The organism is Acidobacteriaceae bacterium, from assembly GCA_028283655.1.
Lineage (GTDB): Bacteria > Acidobacteriota > Terriglobia > Terriglobales > Acidobacteriaceae > Granulicella.
The window spans coordinates 15,623-37,681 of record JAPWKE010000001.1; the positions used below are offsets into that span (position 1 = coordinate 15,623).

14 protein-coding genes are annotated in these 22,059 nt (G+C 60.8%); 10 read left to right on the top strand and 4 right to left on the bottom strand.

What is annotated here, in order from left to right; all coding sequences use genetic code 11:
* Nucleotides 1-2: 2 nt before the first annotated feature.
* From PW792_00090 to PW792_00100, 3 genes are all read left to right on the top strand, one after another.
* Complete coding sequence (locus tag PW792_00090) at nucleotides 3-341, top strand: histidine triad nucleotide-binding protein (protein ID MDE1160323.1); 339 nt, start codon at nucleotides 3-5, stop codon at nucleotides 339-341.
* A 64-nt stretch (nucleotides 342-405) separates the two neighbouring features.
* Nucleotides 406-1,044 carry a peptide-methionine (S)-S-oxide reductase MsrA gene (gene msrA, locus PW792_00095; protein ID MDE1160324.1) on the top strand — a complete coding sequence of 213 codons (639 nt, stop codon included), beginning with the start codon at nucleotides 406-408 and terminating at the stop codon, nucleotides 1,042-1,044.
* A gap of 102 nt (nucleotides 1,045-1,146) precedes the next feature.
* A complete protein-coding gene (locus tag PW792_00100; protein MDE1160325.1) occupies nucleotides 1,147-3,579 on the top strand; it encodes a patatin-like phospholipase family protein in 2,433 nt (810 codons plus the stop codon).
* Nucleotides 3,580-3,646: 67 nt separating this feature from the next.
* On the opposite strand, the gene PW792_00105 is transcribed toward PW792_00100, so the two are convergent.
* Together PW792_00105 and PW792_00110 are read right to left on the bottom strand one after the other, a co-directional pair.
* Nucleotides 3,647-4,396 (bottom strand): metallophosphoesterase family protein, encoded by a 750-nt coding sequence (locus PW792_00105; protein ID MDE1160326.1) that lies wholly within the window; start codon nucleotides 4,394-4,396, stop codon nucleotides 3,647-3,649.
* A 90-nt stretch (nucleotides 4,397-4,486) separates the two neighbouring features.
* The gene (locus tag PW792_00110) at nucleotides 4,487-5,860 is read right to left on the bottom strand and encodes a M48 family metallopeptidase (GenBank protein MDE1160327.1); all 1,374 of its coding nucleotides are present in this window, start codon (nucleotides 5,858-5,860) and stop codon (nucleotides 4,487-4,489) included.
* A gap of 137 nt (nucleotides 5,861-5,997) precedes the next feature.
* Between PW792_00110 and PW792_00115 the strand changes: the two genes are divergently transcribed.
* The 7 genes from PW792_00115 (at nucleotide 5,998) to PW792_00145 (ending at nucleotide 19,050) form a co-directional block, all read left to right on the top strand.
* Nucleotides 5,998-8,073, top strand: a complete 2,076-nt coding sequence (locus PW792_00115) for a M13 family metallopeptidase (protein ID MDE1160328.1) — start codon at nucleotides 5,998-6,000, stop codon at nucleotides 8,071-8,073.
* 65 nt (nucleotides 8,074-8,138) lie between these two features.
* Nucleotides 8,139-9,143: an acyltransferase family protein gene (locus tag PW792_00120; GenBank protein ID MDE1160329.1), complete on the top strand. Its 1,005-nt coding sequence runs from the start codon at nucleotides 8,139-8,141 to the stop codon at nucleotides 9,141-9,143.
* Between the two features lie 199 nt (nucleotides 9,144-9,342).
* A complete protein-coding gene (gyrB, locus tag PW792_00125; GenBank protein MDE1160330.1) occupies nucleotides 9,343-11,997 on the top strand; it encodes a DNA topoisomerase (ATP-hydrolyzing) subunit B in 2,655 nt (884 codons plus the stop codon).
* A gap of 271 nt (nucleotides 11,998-12,268) precedes the next feature.
* Nucleotides 12,269-14,461 (top strand): hypothetical protein, encoded by a 2,193-nt coding sequence (locus PW792_00130; protein MDE1160331.1) that lies wholly within the window; start codon nucleotides 12,269-12,271, stop codon nucleotides 14,459-14,461.
* Nucleotides 14,462-14,680: 219 nt separating this feature from the next.
* Complete coding sequence (locus tag PW792_00135; GenBank protein MDE1160332.1) at nucleotides 14,681-16,738, top strand: mechanosensitive ion channel; 2,058 nt, start codon at nucleotides 14,681-14,683, stop codon at nucleotides 16,736-16,738.
* Between the two features lie 329 nt (nucleotides 16,739-17,067).
* Nucleotides 17,068-17,631, top strand: a complete 564-nt coding sequence (locus PW792_00140; GenBank protein MDE1160333.1) for a sigma-70 family RNA polymerase sigma factor — start codon at nucleotides 17,068-17,070, stop codon at nucleotides 17,629-17,631.
* 18 nt (nucleotides 17,632-17,649) lie between these two features.
* Nucleotides 17,650-19,050 (top strand): hypothetical protein, encoded by a 1,401-nt coding sequence (locus PW792_00145; protein ID MDE1160334.1) that lies wholly within the window; start codon nucleotides 17,650-17,652, stop codon nucleotides 19,048-19,050.
* A 12-nt stretch (nucleotides 19,051-19,062) separates the two neighbouring features.
* Here PW792_00145 and PW792_00150 read toward each other — a convergent pair whose 3' ends face one another.
* Nucleotides 19,063-19,542 (bottom strand): GatB/YqeY domain-containing protein, encoded by a 480-nt coding sequence (locus PW792_00150; GenBank protein ID MDE1160335.1) that lies wholly within the window; start codon nucleotides 19,540-19,542, stop codon nucleotides 19,063-19,065.
* A 204-nt stretch (nucleotides 19,543-19,746) separates the two neighbouring features.
* On the bottom strand, nucleotides 19,747-21,804 hold the full coding sequence (locus PW792_00155) for a hypothetical protein (GenBank protein ID MDE1160336.1): 2,058 nt from the start codon (nucleotides 21,802-21,804) through the stop codon (nucleotides 19,747-19,749).
* Nucleotides 21,805-22,059 lie beyond the last annotated feature (255 nt).

The following is a 22,059-nucleotide window of genomic DNA, read 5'->3' on the forward strand; positions in this document are numbered from 1 at the left end:
CCATGGACTGCCTCTTCTGCAAGATCGTTGCGGGTGATATTCCGGTTACGCGGCTGTACGAGGACGATCTCGTGCTGGCGTTTCCTGATATCTCGCCGCAGGCCCCGACGCACATCCTCGTCATCCCCAAGAAGCACATTCGTTCCCACGCGCACGCTGCGACAGCGGACAAGGAGATGCTCGGGCATCTACTCTTCGCGGTGGGCGAACTCGCCCGGGAACGCAAGCTCGACAACGGCTATCGACTTGTCGTCAACACGGGTCCGGATGGAGGACAGACAGTCGACCATCTGCACGTTCATCTGCTGGGCGGCCGCTCGATGCACTGGCCTCCGGGCTAATCCCACATTCGGCGCAGGTGTTTGACGCCTGCGCCGCAAACATCTCCTGGAGCATCCAATCCCTATGGCACTCTTCGGAACACCCAAGCGTACGGAACCGATTCCCGCTCCTTTTCACGACATTGTCGCCCCGGAAGCCGGCTATGAAGCCGGCCAGACGGAGACCGCTATCTTTGCGGGTGGTTGTTTCTGGGGCGTGCAGTCTGTCTTTCAGCGCGTTCGCGGCGTGATCGACACAGTCGTGGGCTATACCGGCGGCGCAGAGGAGACAGCGAACTATCGCACTGTCTGTGAAGACTGGACCGGCCACGCCGAGGCGATCGAGATCACCTTCGACCCCAGCGTGGTGACGTACGGAACGCTGCTGCGCATCTTCTTCTCCGTCGTGCATGATCCGACGCAGCTCAACCGCCAGGGCAACGACGTGGGCACCAGCTATCGTTCGGGCATCTTCACCACCGACGACCAGCAGACTCGCATCGCGCGGGAGTACATCCAGCAGCTCAACGACGCGCACACTTTCTCCAGCCCCATCGTGACCACCGTCGACCCGCTCATCACGTTCTTCCGTGGCGAGGAGTATCACCAGGATTATGCGATGAAGAACCCGCAGAATCCCTACATTCAGGTCTGCGATGTGCCTAAGGTGGCGGCCCTGGAGCAGCAGTTCCCGGAGTGGTTGCAGGGGTACCGTATCCGTTAGCTCCGGGCTGGTTACGGCTTTGTCACATTTGGCCATCCAGAGAGGCTTTTGCTGCGTCCAAAGGGTTACTGTGTTGTCGAAAATTCTGTTTAGGATTGCTCTGTGACCGCTCGCTCGTTGTTTTTGTCGTTTGTGCTGGTTGCCATGCCAACATCCGTATTGCTGGCGCAGGCTCCTGTGTCTTTGCCTGCGGGCGGTTCTCCGGAGCTACAGCAGACCTCGGGCAAGGGGCAGAAGAACACTACGGGCATTGGCAGCAAGGACGCTCCTTCGACGCAGACCGGGCAGGACTCCACCTCTGCCTCGAAGCCAGCTACAGGGGGCAGCGATTCTTCAGCCTCTGATACGAAGCTCCATCTCAAGCCGATCGATCCCTCCACGCCTCCAACGGATCTGCCAAAGAACCGGCCGGTAATTGGCGTGGCTATGGGTGGCGGCGCGGCGCTCGCGCTGAGCGAGATTGGCACGCTGCAGTGGCTGGAAGACCACCACATTCCTGTCGATGTGATAGCCGGAACGTCAATGGGGTCGATTCTTGCGGCGCTGTACTCGACCGGCAAGACGCCTGAGCAGATGAAGCATGTTCTGACGGACGATACAGTGAACCGCGTCTTCCGCATCGGGTCGGACTACGCCGGGCTGAACTATCGTCGCCGCGAGGACTCGCGCGAGGTTCCTGCCGGTCTTGGCGTTGGCTTGAAGCGCGGCGTCAGCTTCCGTAACTCGCTGCTGACGGACACCGGATTGAACGAACTGCTTGACCGCGAGTTTCTTCGTTACAACGATCAGACGGACTTCAACAATTTGCCGATTCCGTTCCGCTGCCAGGCTACGGATCTGAATGCGGCGAAGACTGTAACCTTCGCGCGCGGCTCGCTGCAGAACGCAGTGCGCGCTTCGGCGTCGATCCCCGGTGCGTTCCGCCCGTTTGAGATGGATGGCCATGAGTACGTCGATGGAGCCATTCTTGAAAACCTGCCGACGCAGGACGTGAAGGCGATGCACGCGGATGTCGTCATCGCGATCAGTCTTCCGCTAAGCCCGGTAGGCAAGGGCGATCTGGACTCGATCATCGGTGTGTTGCAGCGTGCGTTCTCTGTCGGCATCGAAGCGAACGAGGAGCGCAGCCGCAAGCTGGCGAATGTGGTCATCATGCCGGATGTGACGGGCTTCAGCGCGAACAGTTATCTCGCGACGCAGGCGCTGGCCAAGCGCGGTTATGAAGCCGCGGAAAAGCAGAAGGCCGTGCTGATGAAGTATGCCGTCTCTGACGAGGAGTGGGCTGCGTACCTGGAGCATAAGCAGAGCCGGGAGCGTCCACCCACAGGGGACGTGATCCAGGTAAAGGTGAAGGCGCCGAACCAGCAGGTTTCGGGCGTCGTACACACGATCTTCCAGCCGGTAGTGGGTAAGCCGGTCAATACGGATGAGATCGAGACGAAGCTTGCTCTGGTACGCTCCGACGGCCGCTACGACGCGGACTATACCGTGGGCTATCCCACGCCACAGTCCAATGAGCCGATCATTCTTGTCGATGTTCGCGACAAGAAGACCGGTCCACCGTTCCTCGATCTGGGGCTCGACATGCAGGCCCAGACCGGTGGCGTGACACGCGCCACAGTCGGTGGCATCTTCAACTGGCAGGATGTAGGCGGCTATGGTTCGGGCTTCCGCGCCAAGATCGACGTAGGCTTCCTTACGCGGCTTGAAGGGGAGTACTACTGGAAGCCCAAGCCGCTTGGCCATTACTTCCTTGCGCCCAGTGTTGATCTCAACCGCCGCCCGTACTACATCTACAGCGGCGACTATCGGCAAGCCGAGCGGCAGTCGCAGTTCCTGGGAGTCGGCGGGGACATGGGCTGGACCGACAACAAGTATCAGGAGCTTCGTGTCGGCGGCAACTTCCAACACGTTCAATGGACGACGACCACGGGCTCCGATGGCTTGCCGGATTACACCGGCAACGCCACCAAGGTGCGTGCTCGATACGTTTTCGACAACCAGGACCGTGCGCTGGTGCCACACCGCGGCATTCGGGCTATCGCCGACGCAGGGTATTGGTTCAACACGACCGCTGCGAAGGTGGGACAAACCTATACCGCTGGCGCACCGCGCTTCACAGGCCAGATCGAGTTCGCTCACACGCTGTTAAAGAAGAACACGATTCTGATCAACGCAGAAGGCGGCACGCTGGGCAACCGGTATGTGGCGCAGCCCTACCGCTTTACCCTGGGCGGACCGTTGCGGCTGGCGGCTTCGGCGATCGATCAGTATCGCGGCACGGATTACTGGCTGCTTACGCCGGGCTATCTGCGTCGCGTCGCCAAGCTGCCCGCACCGCTCGGCCAGTCAATCTATGTGGGCGCTGTCTATGAAGCTGGACAGATGCGCGGGCCAGATCAGCAGACGGCCACCCGGCAGGATGTGTACTTCGGCATCGTGGCAGAAACGCCGCTTGGCGTTATCACGGTGGCTCCTGCGTTCGGCGATCACGGCGAGCGCAAGTTCACCTTCACGCTGGGGCGCTTCTTCTAGATAACGGCTCTACGCAAACAGTAATGGCGAGGCTCATAGCCTCGCCATTACTGTTTGTATGGAAGCGTTAGCGGCCTGTGGCCAGGCGAGTTGCAAGCCTCTCCGGCAGGTGCGCTTCGCGAATCGCGTGCTGCGCGGCCTCAATGTCGTAGGGGGTGCGGAAGAAAGTTACGCGATTGGCTTCATCGTCGTAGATCGCGAAGGCCGCACGCCAGTCGCTGTCGCGTGGCTGGCCGACCGAGCCGGGGTTGAAGAGGTGGCGCGAGCCGGGAGCAATCTCCGTGGACCAGGCTTCGAACTCGTTCTGCGCCTTGTACTGCGGACGCGACTCTTCCCAGTCTTCGTGGTGTTGGGAGAAGCTTCCCTGAACGTGCGTGTGGCCGAAGAAGGTCAGGTCGGTTTCCATGCGCTGCAGCGGAGTCCACGCATCGCGCATGCTCATGATGTAGTGGTCTTCGTGCATCGGCGAACCGTGAGCGCAGGAGACGCGTTCGGTGGCACGAAGCGGCCCTTGGGGCCAGCTGCGCAGCCACTCCAGGTTGGCGACCGTAAGCTTCTGGCGCGTCCAGGTGGCGGCTTCTGCGGCGATGGGGTTGAAGCCATGCGTGCTGGTCAGGCCGGAGCAGACGCGGTCGTGGTTGCCGCGAACATGGAGATGCGCCAGCTCGCGAAGGCGGTCCAGCACCTCGTTCGGGTTGCCGCCGTAACCGACCGCATCGCCAAGGTTCCAGAGCTCATCCCACCCGCTCGCAGCCTGCAGTACGGCCTCGAGTGCATGTACATTGCCGTGGATGTCGGAGAGGACTAGAGCGCGCATACGAAAGAGAACTGACGCTTCAGTGTAGCGCACAGAAAACGGCGCAGCGCGAAGGAGCGCTGCGCCGTATGTTGCCTGATTCTGGGCAGGTTACTTCTTGAAGTACTTTGGTTCAACGCCATCGGCCCAGGGATCGTACGCATGGGCGAACGCTGCACGACGGCCGATCTGCGGATGGTTCTCCAGCCAGAGCTCCAGCCACACCGGCTCGTTGGGTACGACGAGCGAATTCTTACCGAGCACGACGAAGGCCTGCTGCGCCACGTCCTGTGGGCTGGCGACGATGCCATGAACCGCTTCCATGCCGTAAACGTCTGCGGCATGCTCCTTCTGACGGCTGGAGACATTGATAACTGGCGTGAGCAGGGTGGAGAAGATGCTGATCACGAAGAAGAAGACGGCGATCGTTCCCCAGTCGGACTGCGCCGTAATTCTCCACTGCGGGCCGAAGCGCCGCAGCATCCACTGCAGCACGAAATAGCCGAGGAAGAAGACGATCAGCAGGCCGAGGAAGATCTGCTTCATGCCCTGCATCACATGGCCGAGCACGTAGTGGCCGCTCTCGTGGCCGAAGATGAAGAGCACTTCATCGGGCGTGGCTTTCTGTAACGCGGTGTCCCAGACGACGACGCGCTTGGAGCCGCCAAAGCCTGTCACATAAGCGTTGATCGTCGTGACTTTGGAGCTGGCCTTCATCAGGAACATGCGCTCGGGTGGGATGTCCATGTGGCCTTTCTTTACGATCAGCTCGAGCTTTGCGACCAGCTCGGGCTGCGTCTTCTGCAGCGGCTCAAACTTGTTGAACAAGGGGTCGATATAGATCGGCATCGCATAGATCATGGCGATGGTGAGCGGAGCGAGCACGGCCCAGAAGACCAGCCACCACACACGCGGCAACCAGCGGATCATGAACATCAGCAGCGCAAAGGAGAGGATGGAACCGAGGAGCCCGAGCCCCAGACTCTTGCCCTGGTCGCCGAGCCACCCACCCCAACCCTGCACGGAGAGTCCGTGCAGGCGTTGCAGATGGTGGCCGAAGATCGCGAGCGGAAGATCAAGCACCGTGCCTGCCAGGCTGTAGAGCACGGCGAAGATGGCGCACTCGATCCAGAAGGCGCGGAAGCGTGCGCCGCGTGCACGAAGGTTGGCACCCGCAGCCACGGCGCGGTCGCGCATCCAGGCGATGATGCCGAGCCAGAGCAGCAGGATCGCCTGCACGAAGCCCCAGATCATGCCAACAAAGTAGAGCGTATTCCGTGTGTGTTCGACGGACTGTGCCTCGGCGAGCTTGGCAGGAGCGAGCGAGTAATCCGGCAGGTTGCCCCACACCGGATGCGAGGCGAGTTGCTCGGCGGCGTAGGCGTTGGCCTTGTGCTCGGCGATGGTTTCGCTGGCGTGCGCGACGCCAACAACTGTCAGCAGGGAAGCGCAGAAAAGCAGCAGTGCGAGGAGGCGAGTACGCATTCGTCCAGTCCTTTATTGGTGGCGGAAGTTGCACTGAGTGTCGCCCACTTTCCCCGCGCCCGCAAGCACTGCGTTAGCATGGCCTCACATCCAGAGATAGCCAGAGGCCGTGCGCCTACTGGTCAGGGAGAGTTTCAATGCGTAAATTGCTTGGTTTGGCGCTGCTGGCTTCAGCAGCCTGTGGCGTGGCGGCAGCACAAACAGGAATGGCGGCTTCTGGCGCTGCAAGCGCCCCCGTGGCCAGGCCGCTTACCGCGATGCCGTACTCGCCGTCGCTCGACACCACCAGCATGGACCGCGCGGTCGATCCCTGCAATGATTTCTACAAGTTCTCCTGCGGCGGCTGGCAGGCGCGTAACCCGATCCCTGCCGATCAGTCGCATTGGGACGTCTACTCCAAGCTGGCCAACGACAACATGCAGTTCCTGTGGGGCGTTCTGGCGGAAGACGCGAAGCTGGCCAAACGCGATGCCGTGCAGCAGAAGATCGGTGACTACTTCGGTGCCTGCATGAACACGGAAGCCATTGACGCTCGTGGCGACTCGCCGCTGAAGCCGGTGCTGGCTGAGGTGAATGGCTTCAAGAGCCGCGAAGCCCTCATCGCCGCGCTGCCGCTGCTAGACCGCGACAACTTCGGTTCGTTCCTCTTCGGTGCTGGCACAACGCAGGATGCAGTGGACTCCTCGCTGATGATCGTGGAACTCGACGCCAGCGGACTCGGGCTGCCGGACCGCGACTACTACCTGAAGAGCGACGAGAAGAGCGTGAAGCTTCGCGCGCAGTACGTCGAATTCCTCACAAAGCTCATCACGCTCTACGGCGAAACTCCGGAGCAGGCCAAGGCCGACGCCGAGGCCACGCTGAAGATCGAGACCGCGCTGGCGAAGGCTTCGCTCTCGCGCGTCGATCGCCGCGATCCGCACAAGGTGTACCACATGATGACCGTGGCCGAGCTCAAAGCGCTTGTGCCCAGCATCCAATGGGCGCGCTACTTCGAGATCGAAGGCGCAGCAAAGCCCGAGAAGCTGAACGTCTCACAGCCCGAGTATATGAAGGCTGTGAACACGGAGCTGACCACGGAGCCGGTCGAGGTGCTGCGTTCGTACCTCCGCACGCATCTGATGCTTGGCGCCGCACCTTTCCTCGCGCATCCGTTCGAGCAGGCGAACTTTGACTTCTACTCGCACACGCTGCGTGGCACGCCTCAGATGCCGCCGCGCTGGAAGGTTTGCGTTCGTGGCGTCGATCGCAACCTGGGAGAAGCGCTGGGGCAGGAGTTCGTCCGCCGCACCTTCTCGGCTGACACCAAGGCCAAGACCGTGCTGATGACCGAGCAGATTGAAGCGGCCATGAAGCAGGAGATTGAAGGGCTCGACTGGATGAGCCCGGCGACGAAGACGGAAGCCCTGCGCAAGCTGCATGCGATCCGCAATAAGGTCGGCTATCCCGACAAGTGGCGCGACTACACGGCCCTGACGGTCAAGCCCGGCGACTACTTCGGCAACGCCCGTCGCGCAAGCGCGTTTGAGAATACGCGCGAGTGGAACAAGCTCGGCAAGCCTGTCGATCTGAACGAGTGGGGCATGACGCCGCCGACGGTGAACGCCTACTTCAACCCGCAGATGAACGACATCAACTTCCCGGCAGGCGTGCTGCAGCCACCGCTCTATGACCCGAAGAGTGATGATGCGCCGAACTACGGCAACACCGGCTCCACGATCGGCCACGAACTGACGCACGCCTTCGATGATGAAGGCCGCCAGTTCGACTGGAAGGGCAACCTGCGCGACTGGTGGACGCCTGAAGATGCGAAGGGCTTTGAGCAGCGCATTCAGTGCGTGCGCGATCAGTACGCGGGCTTCGTGGTGGTGGACGACATGCACATCAACTCGAAGCTGACCTCGGGCGAGGACGTGGCCGATCTTGGCGGCACGCTGCTGGCCTACATGGCGTGGAAGAAGGAGACCGAAGGCGAGCACCTGATGCCCAAGGACGGTCTGACGCCCGACCAACGTTACTTCGTCGGCATGGCGCAGTGGGCGTGCGAGAACGCTCGCCCCGAGCAGCTTCGTGTGCAGACGATCACGGACCCGCACTCGCCGGGCTTCGCGCGTATCAACGGTGTGGTCAGCAACATGCCTGAGTTCCAGAAGGCGTTCGGCTGCAAGGCTGGCCAACCCATGGTGCATACGCCAAGCTGCAAGGTCTGGTAAGAACTGGCAGTCCAGCAGACGACGGCTCCTGAGAGGGAGCCGTCGTTGCATTTACGATGAAATGAATGACAGCACCGAATGCGCCCTCCAGTTCTGCCAAGCCGCTTTCCGCTGCGGCGCAACGTTCCTTGCTGATTGACGTGGTCAAGGGGCTGGCAATCATTCTGGTGGCCATGGGGCACACCAACCAAGGGCTTTCGCGCGAGATACTTATCCCCTGGACCGTTCGTGTCAACGCATTTATCTATGCGTTTCATATGCCGGCGTTCTTCTTCGTCTCCGGCATCTTTGTTTTGTCGAGCCTGCAAAAGCGCGGGCTGCGTCACTTTTTAGTGAACCGCGCCAAGACCTTGCTCTGGCCGTTTTACGTCTTTGCCATCCTGATTTCTCCGTGGACGCCGTACCTCTTTCGCCGCTGGATGCACGAAGGTCCTCCACCGCTTCATGACGTCTTGCGGAACTTGGTTTCTGCGAACGCTGAGTGGTTCCTGCCCACGCTGTTTTTCTCGCTCATCATCGTGGCTCTGCTTCGCCGCGTTCCGGCACCGCTGCTTTTCCTTCTCTCCTGGCCTCTAGGCGTTTACTGGCATCAGATCGGGCTCGCCTGGGTAGACCGTACGGTAGAGTTCCTTCCGTTTCTATGGCTTGGAGTCTGGGTCGGCAGCCGCTACGGAGTGATCGAGCGCGTTCCCAGGGGCGTGGCGGCATCGCTTGCCATGGTGCTCGGGGGCGTGATTTACGTCCTGACTCCAAACCAGCTGTACCTGTCGAACTGGCGGTTTGTTCCGGTAGGCATCGCTGGAACACTGATGCTTCTGCTGCTGGCCCGCGTGATCGGTTCCGGCGCCCTGGGCCGGGGGCTGGCGTGGCTTGGTGTTGCTTCCCTGGGCATCTACCTGATGGCGTCCTACGGCCAGGGATTCGGTCGGTTGCTGCTCCATCTGGTCCACGTCCGCGCTCCGCTGCCGCACCTGCTCTTCGATTCTGCGGTGGCTATAGCCTTTGGCGCCTGGGTCTACCAGCATCGGGAGAAGCTGCGCATCGGTTGGATCTTTATCTGTCCGTTTTAGGCAGGCAAAGCTTCGCCGGGGTTTCGCCTCCGGGCCTTTGCTCTGGCAGGGATTTGCACGTTGGCCGCATGGTACACTTGATAGGCCAATCACTCTCGCCTGAGCCTGTATTTACAAGGGTTTTCGCGAGTGCAAGCACCTCGCTTCGCTGCCCGTTTCCGGGCTTTGGAGCGGGCTACCGAAAGGGAGTATCGACCGAGTGCCTGAAGAGCTTAATCCTGCCGTTCCGCAGCCTGAAACCAAGACCCCTCCTCCTGCTGGTGGAAGTGACTACTCTGGCGAAAGCATCACGGTCCTTGAAGGACTGGCTGCTGTTCGTCTGCGTCCGGCCATGTACATCGGCTCGACGGGCGAGCAGGGCTTGCATCACCTCGTGTATGAGGTCGTCGATAACTCCGTCGATGAAGCTCTCGCGGGGCATGCGACGAAGATCGATGTCACCATTCATGTCGACAACTCCATCACGGTGGTCGATGACGGCCGCGGCATTCCGGTAGACAACAAGACCATGCCCAACGGCGAAGTGCTGCCTGCGGTGCAGGTCGTGCTGACTGTGCTCCATGCCGGCGGTAAGTTCGACGCGTCGAACTACAAGGTCTCGGGCGGTCTGCACGGCGTCGGCGTAAGCTGCGTGAACGCGCTGAGCGAACAGTTCGATGTCGAGATCTGGCGCGATGGTCACGCCTGGGAGATGGACTTCTCCAAGGGCGATCCGATCTCGCCGCTGCGCAAGATGGGCCCCAGCACACGCAAGGGAACCAAGGTTCACTTCCTGCCGGACAAGTCGATCTTCACGGTGCATGAGTATCAGTTCGACATCCTGTCGAACCGCCTGCGCCAGCTCGCCTTCCTGAACAAGGGCATCGAGATCAACCTGACCGATGAGCGCGTGACCGACCCCAAGTCGGGCGAAGCCAAGACGCAGATGTACAAGTTTAACGACGGGATCGCGGGCTTCATCAAGCACCTGAACAAGGGCAAGCAGGTACTGCACGAAAAGCCGATCTACATGGAAGCCGAAATCGGCCAGTTGGTCATGGAAATTTCGCTCCAGTACAACGATTCGTACTCGGAGACGGTCTTCTCGTTCGCCAACAACATCAACACGGTGGACGGCGGAACGCACCTTTCGGGCTTCCGCACGGCGCTCACGCGCACGGTCAACGCGATCGGCCAGTCGCTCGGCCTCTTCAAGGACGTCAAGGAGAACCTCTCCGGTGATGACGTCCGCGAAGGTCTCGTCGCAGTCGTTTCGGTGAAGCTGCCTCAGCCGCAGTTTGAAGGCCAGACGAAGGGCAAGCTGAACTCCGACGTCGCGGGCCAGGTGCAGGCGTTTGTCAACGAGCGCCTCGGCGCGTTCCTCGAGCAGAATCCGCAGGTAGCGAAGAAGATCATCGGCAAGGCGATCGACGCCTCGCGTGCGCGTGAAGCGGCCCGCAAGGCCCGCGATCTTACGCGCCGCAAGGGCGCGCTGGACGGCGGCGGTTTGCCCGGCAAGCTGGCTGACTGCTCGGAGCGCAAGCCTGAGCTCTGCGAACTCTACCTCGTCGAGGGTGAGTCGGCAGGCGGAACGGCCAAGCAGGGCCGCGACCGTAAGTTCCAGGCGATCCTTCCGCTCAAGGGCAAGATCCTCAACGTCGAGAAGGCCCGCTACGACAAGATGCTGGGCCACGAAGAAATTCGCGCCATGATCACCGCTCTGGGTTGCGGCATTGGCAAGGATGACTTCGATATCGCCAAGCTGCGCTACGGCAAGCTGATCCTGATGACCGATGCTGACGTCGACGGATCGCATATCCGCACGCTGCTGCTGACGTTCTTCTTCCGCCACATGGGAGAGTTGATCAAGCGCGGCAACGTCTTCATCGCGCAGCCACCGCTTTACCGCATCAAGAAGGGCAAGTTCGAGCAGTACATCAAGGACGACCGCGAGTACGTCCAGGTGATGGTGAAGCGTGCCTCGGACGGCATGGTCATCACGCATGGCGACGCAGGCGAAAAGCTCGACGGCAAGGAACTGACCACCTTCATGTCCGGCCTGAACGACTACCTCGGCTTCTTCGACAAGGTGAACAAGCGCCTTCGTAACGAAGATGTGACCGCAGCCTACTCGGCGATCTTTGCCAGCCGCGAGCCGGACAACAAGCGTCGTCTGGACTTTGCTTCGGCCGATAAGCTGAGCCAGATGCAGGCCAGGCTGAAGGACATCGAGCGCGCGCATCAGTTCAAGGCCGTCTCGGAGGTGGAGTTCGACGAAGAGCACCAGCTCTACTCGGTCAGCTTCACGGATGCGCAGGGTGCTGTCCGCCGCATTGACTGGACGTTGGCAAGCTCACCGGAAAGCCGTCAGCTTCTGGGCAAGCAGGACGAGATGGGAGCAACGCTCACCGGCCCGTTCCTGATCGAGTACGCCGACAAGAAGGCCCTCGCTGCGACGAAGACTGCTGAAGAGGTCGCGGAGCAGGAGCTCGAAGATACCGAAGAAGTGGAGCTGGAAGGTGCGACCAACGTAGGCGATGTGCCTCCGGTGGAAGCGGCGAAACCGACCAAGCGCAATAACAAGGCTGCCCAGGATCCTGTCGAGAAAAAGACACCTCGTGAGGTGTTCGAGTACGTCATTGAGCAGGGCCGTAAGGAGTACTCGGTACAGCGTTACAAGGGTCTGGGCGAAATGACCGCACCACAGCTCTGGGATACAACGATGGATCCGGCGCGGCGTACTTTGTTGCAGGTGAAGCTGGATGACATTGCGGCGACGGAGGAGATCTTCACGACGTTGATGGGTGAAGATGTGGAGTCGCGCCGTAAGTTCATTGAAGAGAATGCTTTGGATGTAAAGAACCTCGACATCTAACTCTTCGATTCAAGTAAGTGGAAAGGCCTCGGAGTGAAATCCGGGGCCTTTTTGCTGCTTTTGGGGCGTTTTTTCGAAACCTTTTTGCGGGTTTTGAAAGCATTTTTTGCCAAAAATTGCATATATCTTGTTGCGACGGTCAAAGATCGCGGATATGCTGACCCCATCTTTATATCAGTTTTTTGGATGCGCGGTCTTCTGTGAGGCCGCGTGTCTTTCTCTTACACAAAACAAAAACGTGTACGTCTGTTGGCTTTTCTGGGAGCTGAGAATGAAGCAAGTGTCGCAGGGTCTGCGTAAGCAGATGTTGGCAGCGGTGTCTCTCACCGCAGCGGTAACTCTTTCTGGTTGTGCAATGGGGAACCTGAACCTTTCGGGCGGTGCTGGAGGGGCGCAGAGCGTTGCGGTCAAGATGACCGGCCTCGTTCACGGTGGCCAGCAGCCCGTTTCCGGCTCAACGATCGCGTTGATGACCATGGGAGCGACTGGATATGGCTCCGCAGGCAGCAACCTGATCCCGACGGGATCGTACGCCGTGGGTGGAGCCCCGGGCTGCTCGAGCGGTTCCTGCCAGACGACCGTTGTGACGGACGCAGGCGGCAACTTCACCATTACCGGGGACTACACCTGCCCGACGGCGAACCCGGCGGCACAGGTTTATCTGACCGCGACGGGCGGCAACCCCGGCCTGACGACGGGAACGAATAATGCGGCGATCAAGCTGGTGGCTCCGCTGGGTGCCTGCAATGCGCTGAGCAGCGCGACGACGGTTGTGGTGAACGAAGTGACGACGGCGGCGATGGCGTTTGCTGTGGGTCAGTTCTTCGGGACGCCGAGCAATGTGGACAACTTCGGCTCGACGGCGACGGCGCAGTCCGTGCTTGGCCTGAGCAACGCGATCGCGACGTACGGCAACCTTGTGGACCCGGCGAGCGGTATGCCGCTGGGTAGCAAGACGCTGACTTCGGCGACTGGAACTGTCGTCGTTACGCCGGAGCAGGCCAAGCTGGCCTTGATTGCTGACATCCTGGCCGCTTGCGTGAACTCGACGGGGGTAAGCAGCTCGGAGTGCACGACCGTGTTTAGCGGTACGGCCGCCAGCGGGACGACGGTTACCGATACGCTGCAGGCTGCGGTGGAGATGAGCCTGAACCCGACGAGCACGAACAACGGCACGTCCAGCATGGATGCGTTGTATGGCCTGGCCACGGCGACCTCGCCGTTTGTGGGCTATCGTCCGGCTTATGCGGAGCCGACGGATTGGACGCTGGGAGTTACCTACGGATCGAACAGCACGGTAAATACGTCCTACCTGATCACGAAGCCGGAGCATCTGGCGGTTGATTCGCAGGGCAATGTCTGGCTGGGCAATTATGCCGGCAGTGCGGCGACAGCAGGCAACAGCCTGACGAAGCTGAGCGGCGGAGCGAGCAGTGCTCCCGGAACCCCGCTGGCCCAGGCGCTGGTCGGTGTACAGACGGGCATTCAGTATGTGGCGATCGATCCTTCGGACAACGTCTGGTCGCCGCAGTATTACAGCGCGACCGGCACAACGGGTGGCGGAAGCTCGGTGGTGGAGTACACGCCCGCCGGTGTGACGAACACCTTCACGACAGGAGCTGCGCCTGACACGATCACCTTCGATGGCGCAGGCAATGCCTTCATTCTCGAGCCTTCCTACAAGGGCGCGGGTGAGTTGGATGAGTTGGCATACGGAGCCGCTTCGGGAGCGACGGCCAACGTAATCGCGACTGGTATCACCACGGATTACTCGACTATCGGCATCGACAGCAACTTCACGATTTACATCAGTGGCGGTGGCTCGGCGACGACCGGTACCGGAACCTCGGGCTTCGATGGCATCTGGGAGTTTGCCAAGACCGCTTCGACGACGACGGGCTACCCGAGCACGCCGACCGGTGCTGCTGTGGGCACGGCGCTTTCGCCGTACCAGACGGTTGCGGGTGTCACTGAACCGGAACCTCTGGCTATCGATGGCAGCAACAACGTCTGGTTTGGCAACTACGGCAAGTCGACGCTGGGTGCGGTTTCAGCCACGACGACAGGAACGTTTCAGGCTCTGCAGGGCTCGCCGTTTACGACGACGAACCTTACGGCTCCTGAGCAGATCATCTTCGACGGCGACGGACATCTTTGGTCGACTGAAGCGAATGCGAGCGGCAATGTGATGGAGTACACGGCGGATGGTGTTGCGATGCATCCGGTCGGGACGTCGATTGCGACCACTGGCTTTGTGCATACTTATGCTGAGCCCTATGGGATCGCTATCGATCCTTCGGGCAATGTCTGGGTGGGCAACTATGCCACCGGCGCTGCTGCCACGGCGAGCGTGCTGGGCTTTGTGACGGAGATTGTCGGTGCTGCGGCCCCGACGATTACGCCGCTTGCTGCTCAACTGCCAACCACAGCGGGTGGAACCAACCGCACGGCAACTCGCCCGTAACCCTACGGACGAGTTGTTTCCCACGAAGCCCCGGCAGTCGCCGGGGTTTCGTGCGTTTACAGGGAGGTGCTTTCGATTATCGTTCGGGATGGGGCTGGAGAGAACGAAGCTTATCGAAAATACGGCGGATCGTTGGGTTTGATCATCCAACCTTCCATGAGTTCTTTGCTTTCCTGGCGTTCCTGTTCTGTTGCTTTTAAACGGCTCCGCGTTCACTTCGTGAAGCCTGTTTCTTTTTCCCTGCTGGGCGTTGGTGTTCTGCTGCCGCTCAGCGCATTTGCTGCGGCCCCGCAAGCGACGACAGCAAAGACGCCTACCGCTGCGGGAGGTACGCAAACTGCTGGAGCGGAGTCCGGTTCTGCGGCCTCTCATGCGAGCCCGGCTTCTGCAAACCTGCAGCAGCGAATCGCTCAACTGCCTCCGCTGAGTAATACGGGCGTGGAGGTAAAGCAGCAGGGGGATCTCGTACGCAATCATCTGGGCGATGTGCTGCGCTTCTATCGCAGCAGCACGACGAGCGTTCAGAAGACAGGTGAGCCGAGCGACATTCTCTACCAGGACCAGATGCGCTCGCAGGTGACGAGCGTCGCGCAGTTTGCTTTTGAGGCGACGCGGAATGTAGCAGCACTGCTGTCGCACGTTAGCGGCGATGATGCCACGTTGCTGAAAGCCGGAGCCAGCGAGACGAAGGACTCCGGGGATGCTGCACGGATGACGCAGGCGAAGGTGCATGCGCAGGAGCGCATGGCGACGTTGCAGCAGCAGAAGCTGGCGCTCGCAGCGCAACTCGATCATGCTACGGCGAAGACCCGTCCCGAACTGCTGCAGCAACAGGAGCAGGTGGAAGGCGGGTTGGAGCTGGCGCAGGCCACGTATGACGCGCTGAACCGCATTACACGTTTTTCGAGTGCGCAGAGCGGGCACTCGGGGTTGATGGGCGATATTGATCACCTGGAGGCTTCGGCGCCGGAGCTCTCGTCTGACTCGGTGGGGAAGACGGTTTCGACGGCCCCGGTTAACAGTCTGGCGGAGGCGCAACATGCTGGTCTGGTGACGCAGGCGAGTGCGTTGTTCGATCTGCTGTCCACGCGGCGCACCATCGACGAACAGCTTGCCACGCTTGAACAGTTGCAGAAGCAGGTGCAGGCGTTGCGCACGCCGTTTCTGAAGGTGCTGCGCAGCACGATGAGCCAGGGCGAGAAGCTGACGCAGCAGAATGTCGATCTGAAGGCAACGCCGACTTCTGACGCGCAGGACCTTACGAGCACGCGCAAGCAATTCGACCAACTGACGAACACGTTCCGCGTGATGGCGGATGCGACCTTCCCACTTTCGCAGGAGTCGCTGATGCTGGATTCGACGCGTGGGACGCTGACTGGCTGGCGGGTCGCGGTGGATACGGAGTACCGCAGTATTTTGCGGTCGCTGCTACTGCGCGTTGGGTCTATTGCGCTGGCCCTGATTCTGCTGGCGGTGATTGGGCACTTCTGGAACCACGCGACGCTGAAGTATGTGACGGACCTGCGCCGTCGTCGTCAGTTGCTGGTGGTGCGGCGGATGGTGCTTGGTTTTGCGGGAGGCATTGTTCTGCTCTTTGGCTTCATCACGCAGTTCAGTTCGCTGGCGACGTTTGCCGGTTTCATCTCGGCGGGCATTGCTGTTGGCCTGCAAACAATTCTGCTCTCGGTGGCGGCGTACTTCTTCATCGTTGGACGCTATGGCGTGCGCGTGGGGGACCGCATCACGGTGGCCGGTGTTACCGGAACGGTAATCGAGGTGGGGATCGCTCGCTTCTACATGATGGAGTTGGTGGGGACGGGAACGGAGTTGCACTCGACGGGACGCGTGGCTGTGTTTGCGAACTCCGTGCTCTTTCAGACAGGAACGCCGCTCTACAAGCAGCTTCCGGGAACAGAGTATGCGTGGCATGAGCTGACGGCAAAGCTGAAGCCGGATGCCGATGCGGACGCGGTGCTGAAGCATCTTTCGGCGATTGTCGAGAACGTCTACAACGGCTATAAGTCGGTGATCGACGCGCAGCAGAGGCAGATTGAGGCGTGGGCCGGGACGGCTGTCGATCCGCCTCGCATTGACTCGCATATTCGCCTGATGGACGACGGCCTGCAGGTTGCGTTGCTGTTCCCGGTGCAGATTGCCGATGCCGCCGAGGCGGATGCGGCGATTGCTTCGGTGATTCTGAGCGAGTGGAAAGACGAAGGAGTGTTGCGTACGGGGCTGTCTGCTACGCCGGTGATCAAGGCCGCAGTAAAGAGCTAGGCGGCACAGACAGTGTCGTTTCAGCGTAAAGATAAGGGGAGGAGCGCCCATACTGTCCTCAGGAGACGCACCCTCGCTCACTCCCCAACCCTTATGACGGGGGATGTTGAATGTGGTTTACGAGTCAGGTGTAATGTTTTTTCTCTGCGTGCGTTTTCCTTGTAGAACGGCTTCTGCCGTGAGCGAAAGGAGATTGCCATGACGCCGAAGTGCAACTGCCCCGAGTGTGAGTGCGTGGAATGCCGCTGCATCGAATGCCCTTGCTGCTAGCTCCAATGAGAAGATGCGCTGGCGTACTCGAGTGCGCCAGCGTTTGAGGTTTTGTCACCATGCCCCCAAGCGCGCTGGAAACGCTTCTGGAACGGCGAGAGCGTTTTCTTGGCTTTATCGCTCGCCGCGTCTCGAACCACGAACTTGCCGAAGATATTCTGCAGGCGGCGTACATGCGGGCGCTGGAGAAGGCGCCTACTGGTACGGACCAGGAGTCGATTGTGGCCTGGTTCTTCAGCGTTCTGCGGCACGCGATTATCGATCACTATCGTCGGCGGCATACAGAAGCTGCGGCGATGGAGCGGTTGCTGTTCGAACTTGGGCCGGATGAGCCTGTGGTTGCGGACAGTTCGGCACGGAGGTTTGTGTGCGGATGCATCGAGCGGGTTCTGCCGTCCCTGCGGCCAGCGTATGCCGAGCTTTTGAGCGAGGTGGATCTGGCGGAGACGCCCCTGACGCAGTTTGCGCTGGCGCATAACCTGACCCCGGGAAACGCCGCTGTGCGAGCGCATCGCGCACGTGCGGCGCTGCGGAGAGAGCTGGCAAAGACGTGTGGATCGTGTTCGATACACGCGTGTCTGGATTGCGTGTGCAAGCAGCCTCTGCCGGCGCTGGGTGTCTAATTTGAAGAACGGATGAGAATGAAGAAGCAGTATGTTGTTCTGGCAGGCGTTTGTGTCGTTAGCTCGCTGGCGACGCTGCACGCACAGTCATCACAGGTGATGACGGCGCATACGTTGCGCGAAGCGGTGTTGCAGCATGGGTCTTCGGGCACGAGCGTAGAGCCGCCGTCTACCCCTGTACCGATGTGGATGGGAGTGCGCTCCGGCTGGACGCTGATGCTGCATGGCAACGCGTTTGTGGCGAACGATCAGCAGCAGGCCGAGAGTCATCGCGGCCGTGATGGATGGTTTTCGACCAACTGGATTATGCCTATGGCGCAGCGGAAGCTTGGGCCGGGGCAGTTGACGGTGCGGGCGATGTTTTCGGCGGAGCCGGGGACGATGCAGCAGCGGGCCTATCCTGAGATCTTTCAGCAGGGCGAGACGGCGTATGGCAATCCGATCGTGGATGGGCAGCATCCGCACGCGTTCTTTATGGAAGTGGGCGCGCTCTACGACATCAAGATGGGCAAGGATGCTTTGCTGAGCTTTTACGTCGCGCCGGTGGGCGATCCGGCGATTGGGCCGACGGCGTATCCGCACCGTCAGTCGGCGAGCGAAGACCCGATTGCGGCTCTGGGACATCACCAGGAAGACTCGACGCACATTGCGTACAACGTGCTGACCGGGGGGCTGACGTACAAGTGGGTGCGCGCGGAGCTCTCGGGGTTTCATGGCGGTGAGCCGGGGGAGGCGCACTGGCACTTCGAGTCTTCGGCGAACGGGCTGGCGGTGGACTCGGTTTCGACGCGGCTGACGGTGGCTCCGACGGCGGATTGGACGGCGCAGTACTCGTTCGCGCACATTGCGTCGCCGGAGGCGTTGTATCCGCAGGAAGACCAGCAGAGGCAGACGGCGAGCGTGATGTATCACCATACGTTCCGCACGGAGGCTGCGCCGAGGATGGGCGGCGCGTCGATGCAAGGGACGTCGATGCAAAGTTCGATGGCAGGGATGGATATGAGCGGAGCGTCGATGAAGATGACGCCGCAGCCGCTGGAAGACCTGTCGATGACGGCGGTGTGGGGCCGGACACGGTCGCTGGACGCGGACGCGAGCAAGGAGAACAGCTATCTGCTGGAGGCGCTGTATCGCTTCCGCGGCCGGAACTACGTGTGGACACGCATGGAGAATGCGGGACGTTCGAACGAGTTGCTACTTGCGCCCGGAACGCCGCTGCCTGTGGGGTTCCACGAAAGCCCGATCGGGCATGTGGCCGCGTTCAGCTTCGGATATGACCGCGATTATGCGCTTGGGAAGCACATTCTGGCGGCGCCGGGAGCGCAGTTCACGGTGTATCGGACGCCGTCTCTGCTGACGTCGACGTATGGTTCTACGCCGACGGCAGAGGTGTTCTTTGTAAGGTTTCGGGTACGGTAGTGCTTCGGTCGGCTAAGCCTTGGCGAGTTCGGTCTTCACGAGCTCGCTGAGCAGCTTGCCGTCGGCGCGGACGCCATCGGCGAGCAGGCGCTGCTGGGCGATCTTCATGACCGTGCCCATGTCTTTCGGGGAGGGGCTGGCTCCGCCGTTATCCGCGACAACCTTTGCGATCGCACCCTGGACGATGGGGAGCAGCTCCTCGGCACCAGCGGCCTTGGGCATGTAGGCTTCGATCAGCTCAATCTCGACCTGCTCTTTGGCGGCGAGTTCGGGGCGGCCGCCCTTGGTGAACTGGTCGATGGACTCACGGCGCTGCTTGAGCATGGTGGTCAGCATGGACTGCTCTTCGGCGTCGGTGAGGGGCTCGCGCTTGTCGATCTCGCGCGATTTGAGTGCGGACTTCACCAGGCGCAGGGTGGTGAGTTTGTCGGCTTCCTTCGCCTTCATTGCGGTGATGATGTCCCGGTCGATCGTTGTTCCAATAGCAGCCATTTCTTTCACTTCCTTCACGCGACAGTGTAGCAGTGCCTCGAAGAGAGGGTAGCTCTGCGGGAGTGGGGAACTGGCCCGGTGCGCCGCTTGTCGAGATGGTTTTTAGCGGGGGCTCGGGGTGTGGTGTTTGGTGTTGTCTCCGGTTGAGGCAAAGAGAAAGGCCCCGAACCAATGGTTCGGGGCCTTTCTGCTGCTTGTTGCGGATTAGGGGCGAACGCCGAAGTTGCCGACGGCGAGAGGAGCGTTCGTCGGAGCTGCAATGCCGAAAACCTGGACCACAGGGTATGTTGCGGTCGAGGAGGCATTGATCAGCCACGTAGCACCGGCTTGATCGATTGCCACTGAAGGCATCGAGGTCGCGGTGGTGGCGGTTGCCAGAACGGACGTGCCGCTCGCGTCGACGGGCATCAGGCCATCGCCAGAACCGCGGCTCGCGAGCGAACCCGTGGTGGCGAGGTACTTCATGGCAGTGCTGCTTGCATCGACGACGAAGAGTGAGGAGTAACCCGCGGTGCTGGCCGCGGGGACAAGGCCGTGGTTGACGCCGTCCATGGCGATTGTGCTGCCGTAGAGGTTTACCTGTGCGGTTGTTCCACCAGTTGCTGCGGTCGGAATCGGGAAGTAGAACTTCGTGGTGCAGCCGGAGGTATCAGCCGCTCCATAGCATACGCCGCCGTAGCCACCGCTCTGGCCGGAGAGGCCTGCGATGACATTCCAGATGCGGGCGGCGCTGCTATCGAAGGTTGTTCCGCCAGAACGGTAGTTGCTGGTTCCGGACGATACCGTAACAGCGCCGGTGTAGGGCGATGCAAAGTTGAAGTAAGACGAAACGCCCGTGCCGCCTGCAACAATGTTGCTCGTGCGCGGGTCTACGGCAAGGTACTTGGCGCCGTAGTTCGTTGTAGCCGTTGGGAACGTGCTTGTTCCGGCGTAGGTGGTGTCTGCCGTCGTCGTGCCTACGGGGATCCGACCGATGTAGCTGGTACCTGCTGTGGAGGCGTAGGTGCTGAACCAGACGTTGTTGCTGGGGTCAATGCTTACGGCATAGGCTGCGTCCGAAACTGCGACTGCCGTTGCGGTGGCTGTCGTGATGGTCGCGGGAACGGCCACGCCTACCGTTGTCGAGGTGCTGGGGGTGTACTTCCAGATCTGTCCTGCGGTATCAGCCAGCCATACGTTGGCGGGAGAGGCGTTATCGATAGCGAGACCTGCACCTGCAGTACCCTGCAGCGCCGTGGTTCCCCAGCCGCCGTTGGGCGAGAGGAGAGCACCTGCGGGCGAGAGCTCTGCCAGAGCGGCGTAAGGCATGCCGCCGACCCAGACGTTGCCGCTTGCATCGACCTTGACGTCGTTCGGCTCGTAAGCCGGGGTGGTGCCGTTGGTCTCATAGCCAACGCTGTACTGAATGGCAACGCTCACGTCGTGAGGTGCGGCGCTCAGCGTCGGGGTATAGAAGTTCGTGTTGGCCGTCGCGTTGTTGAAGACGTTCGTGACGTTCAGCATCGGGTAGAGCGCCCATTCGAGCGCGATCTGCCAGGTGTTGGCTGGCGTAATGGAGTTCGGGTAAGCGATGGCGACGCTCGTGCAGCCTGCCGTGCTCATGCCTGCCGAGTTGACGCAGGCGGAAAGCGAGTTCCCCAGCGAGTTGATCAACGTGTTCGGAACGTGTCCGTTGCCGCCAGCGGTTGTTGTATTCGCTGCCGTGCCTTGCATCGGAACCAGAGCCAGTGCGTTCTGCATGGCGTTCTGCAGGCCCAGAGCGTTGGTGCTCGATGTGCCAATGTTGACCGAAGAGCCGTCTACTGTTGCAAAGCCGGAAAGTGCTTCCGCAGCTGCGATGGTCGAGATCTCGTCAATGACGACCGTTGTGCTGGAGGTGATGCTGGAGCAGGTGCCGAGTGCTTCCACGAGAATGTTGGTGGGAACGACGCTTCCCAGACCGGGATCGCCACCCTGCGCGACCATGTAGAGCTGGTCGGGGTCGGTGCAGGTGGTGCTGTTGCGGGTGATCGAAAAGTTGCCACCACTGTCCGTGGTCGCTGTTCCAAGCACGGTCGGTGCGCTGCCGTAGCCCGTGGTGCCGGCCTTGTAGAGGGTGATGGCCGCACCGGAGATCGGCTGGTGGCCGCCCATGGCCTTACCCTGTACTGCTGCAACGAGTTGGGAAGGGGACGTGGCAGTACCCTGCAGGCCGCAGCCGGTAAGCAGAGCGAGAGTGCCGACGGAGGAGAGAGCTGCAGCGAAGCGAAGTGTTCGTGTCATTCGATCCCTTTGGTGGGCCTGGGAGGCCTATTTCTATGGTATTTAGTATCCAGAGTACTTGTATTTATCGGACATTTACGTAATTTTGAGCGTTTCTGGGCGCTAAACGAACGTGTTGCGCTGCTGGTTTTGAGGATATGAAGTCTAATTGTTCGGCCGCCTCGTCCTAACCTACCGGGGATGTGGTCTTTATCCACAGAGACGCCGCAAGCATGCACTGGGCAAGATTTCGTACCTTGGAAGTGACTGGGGTGG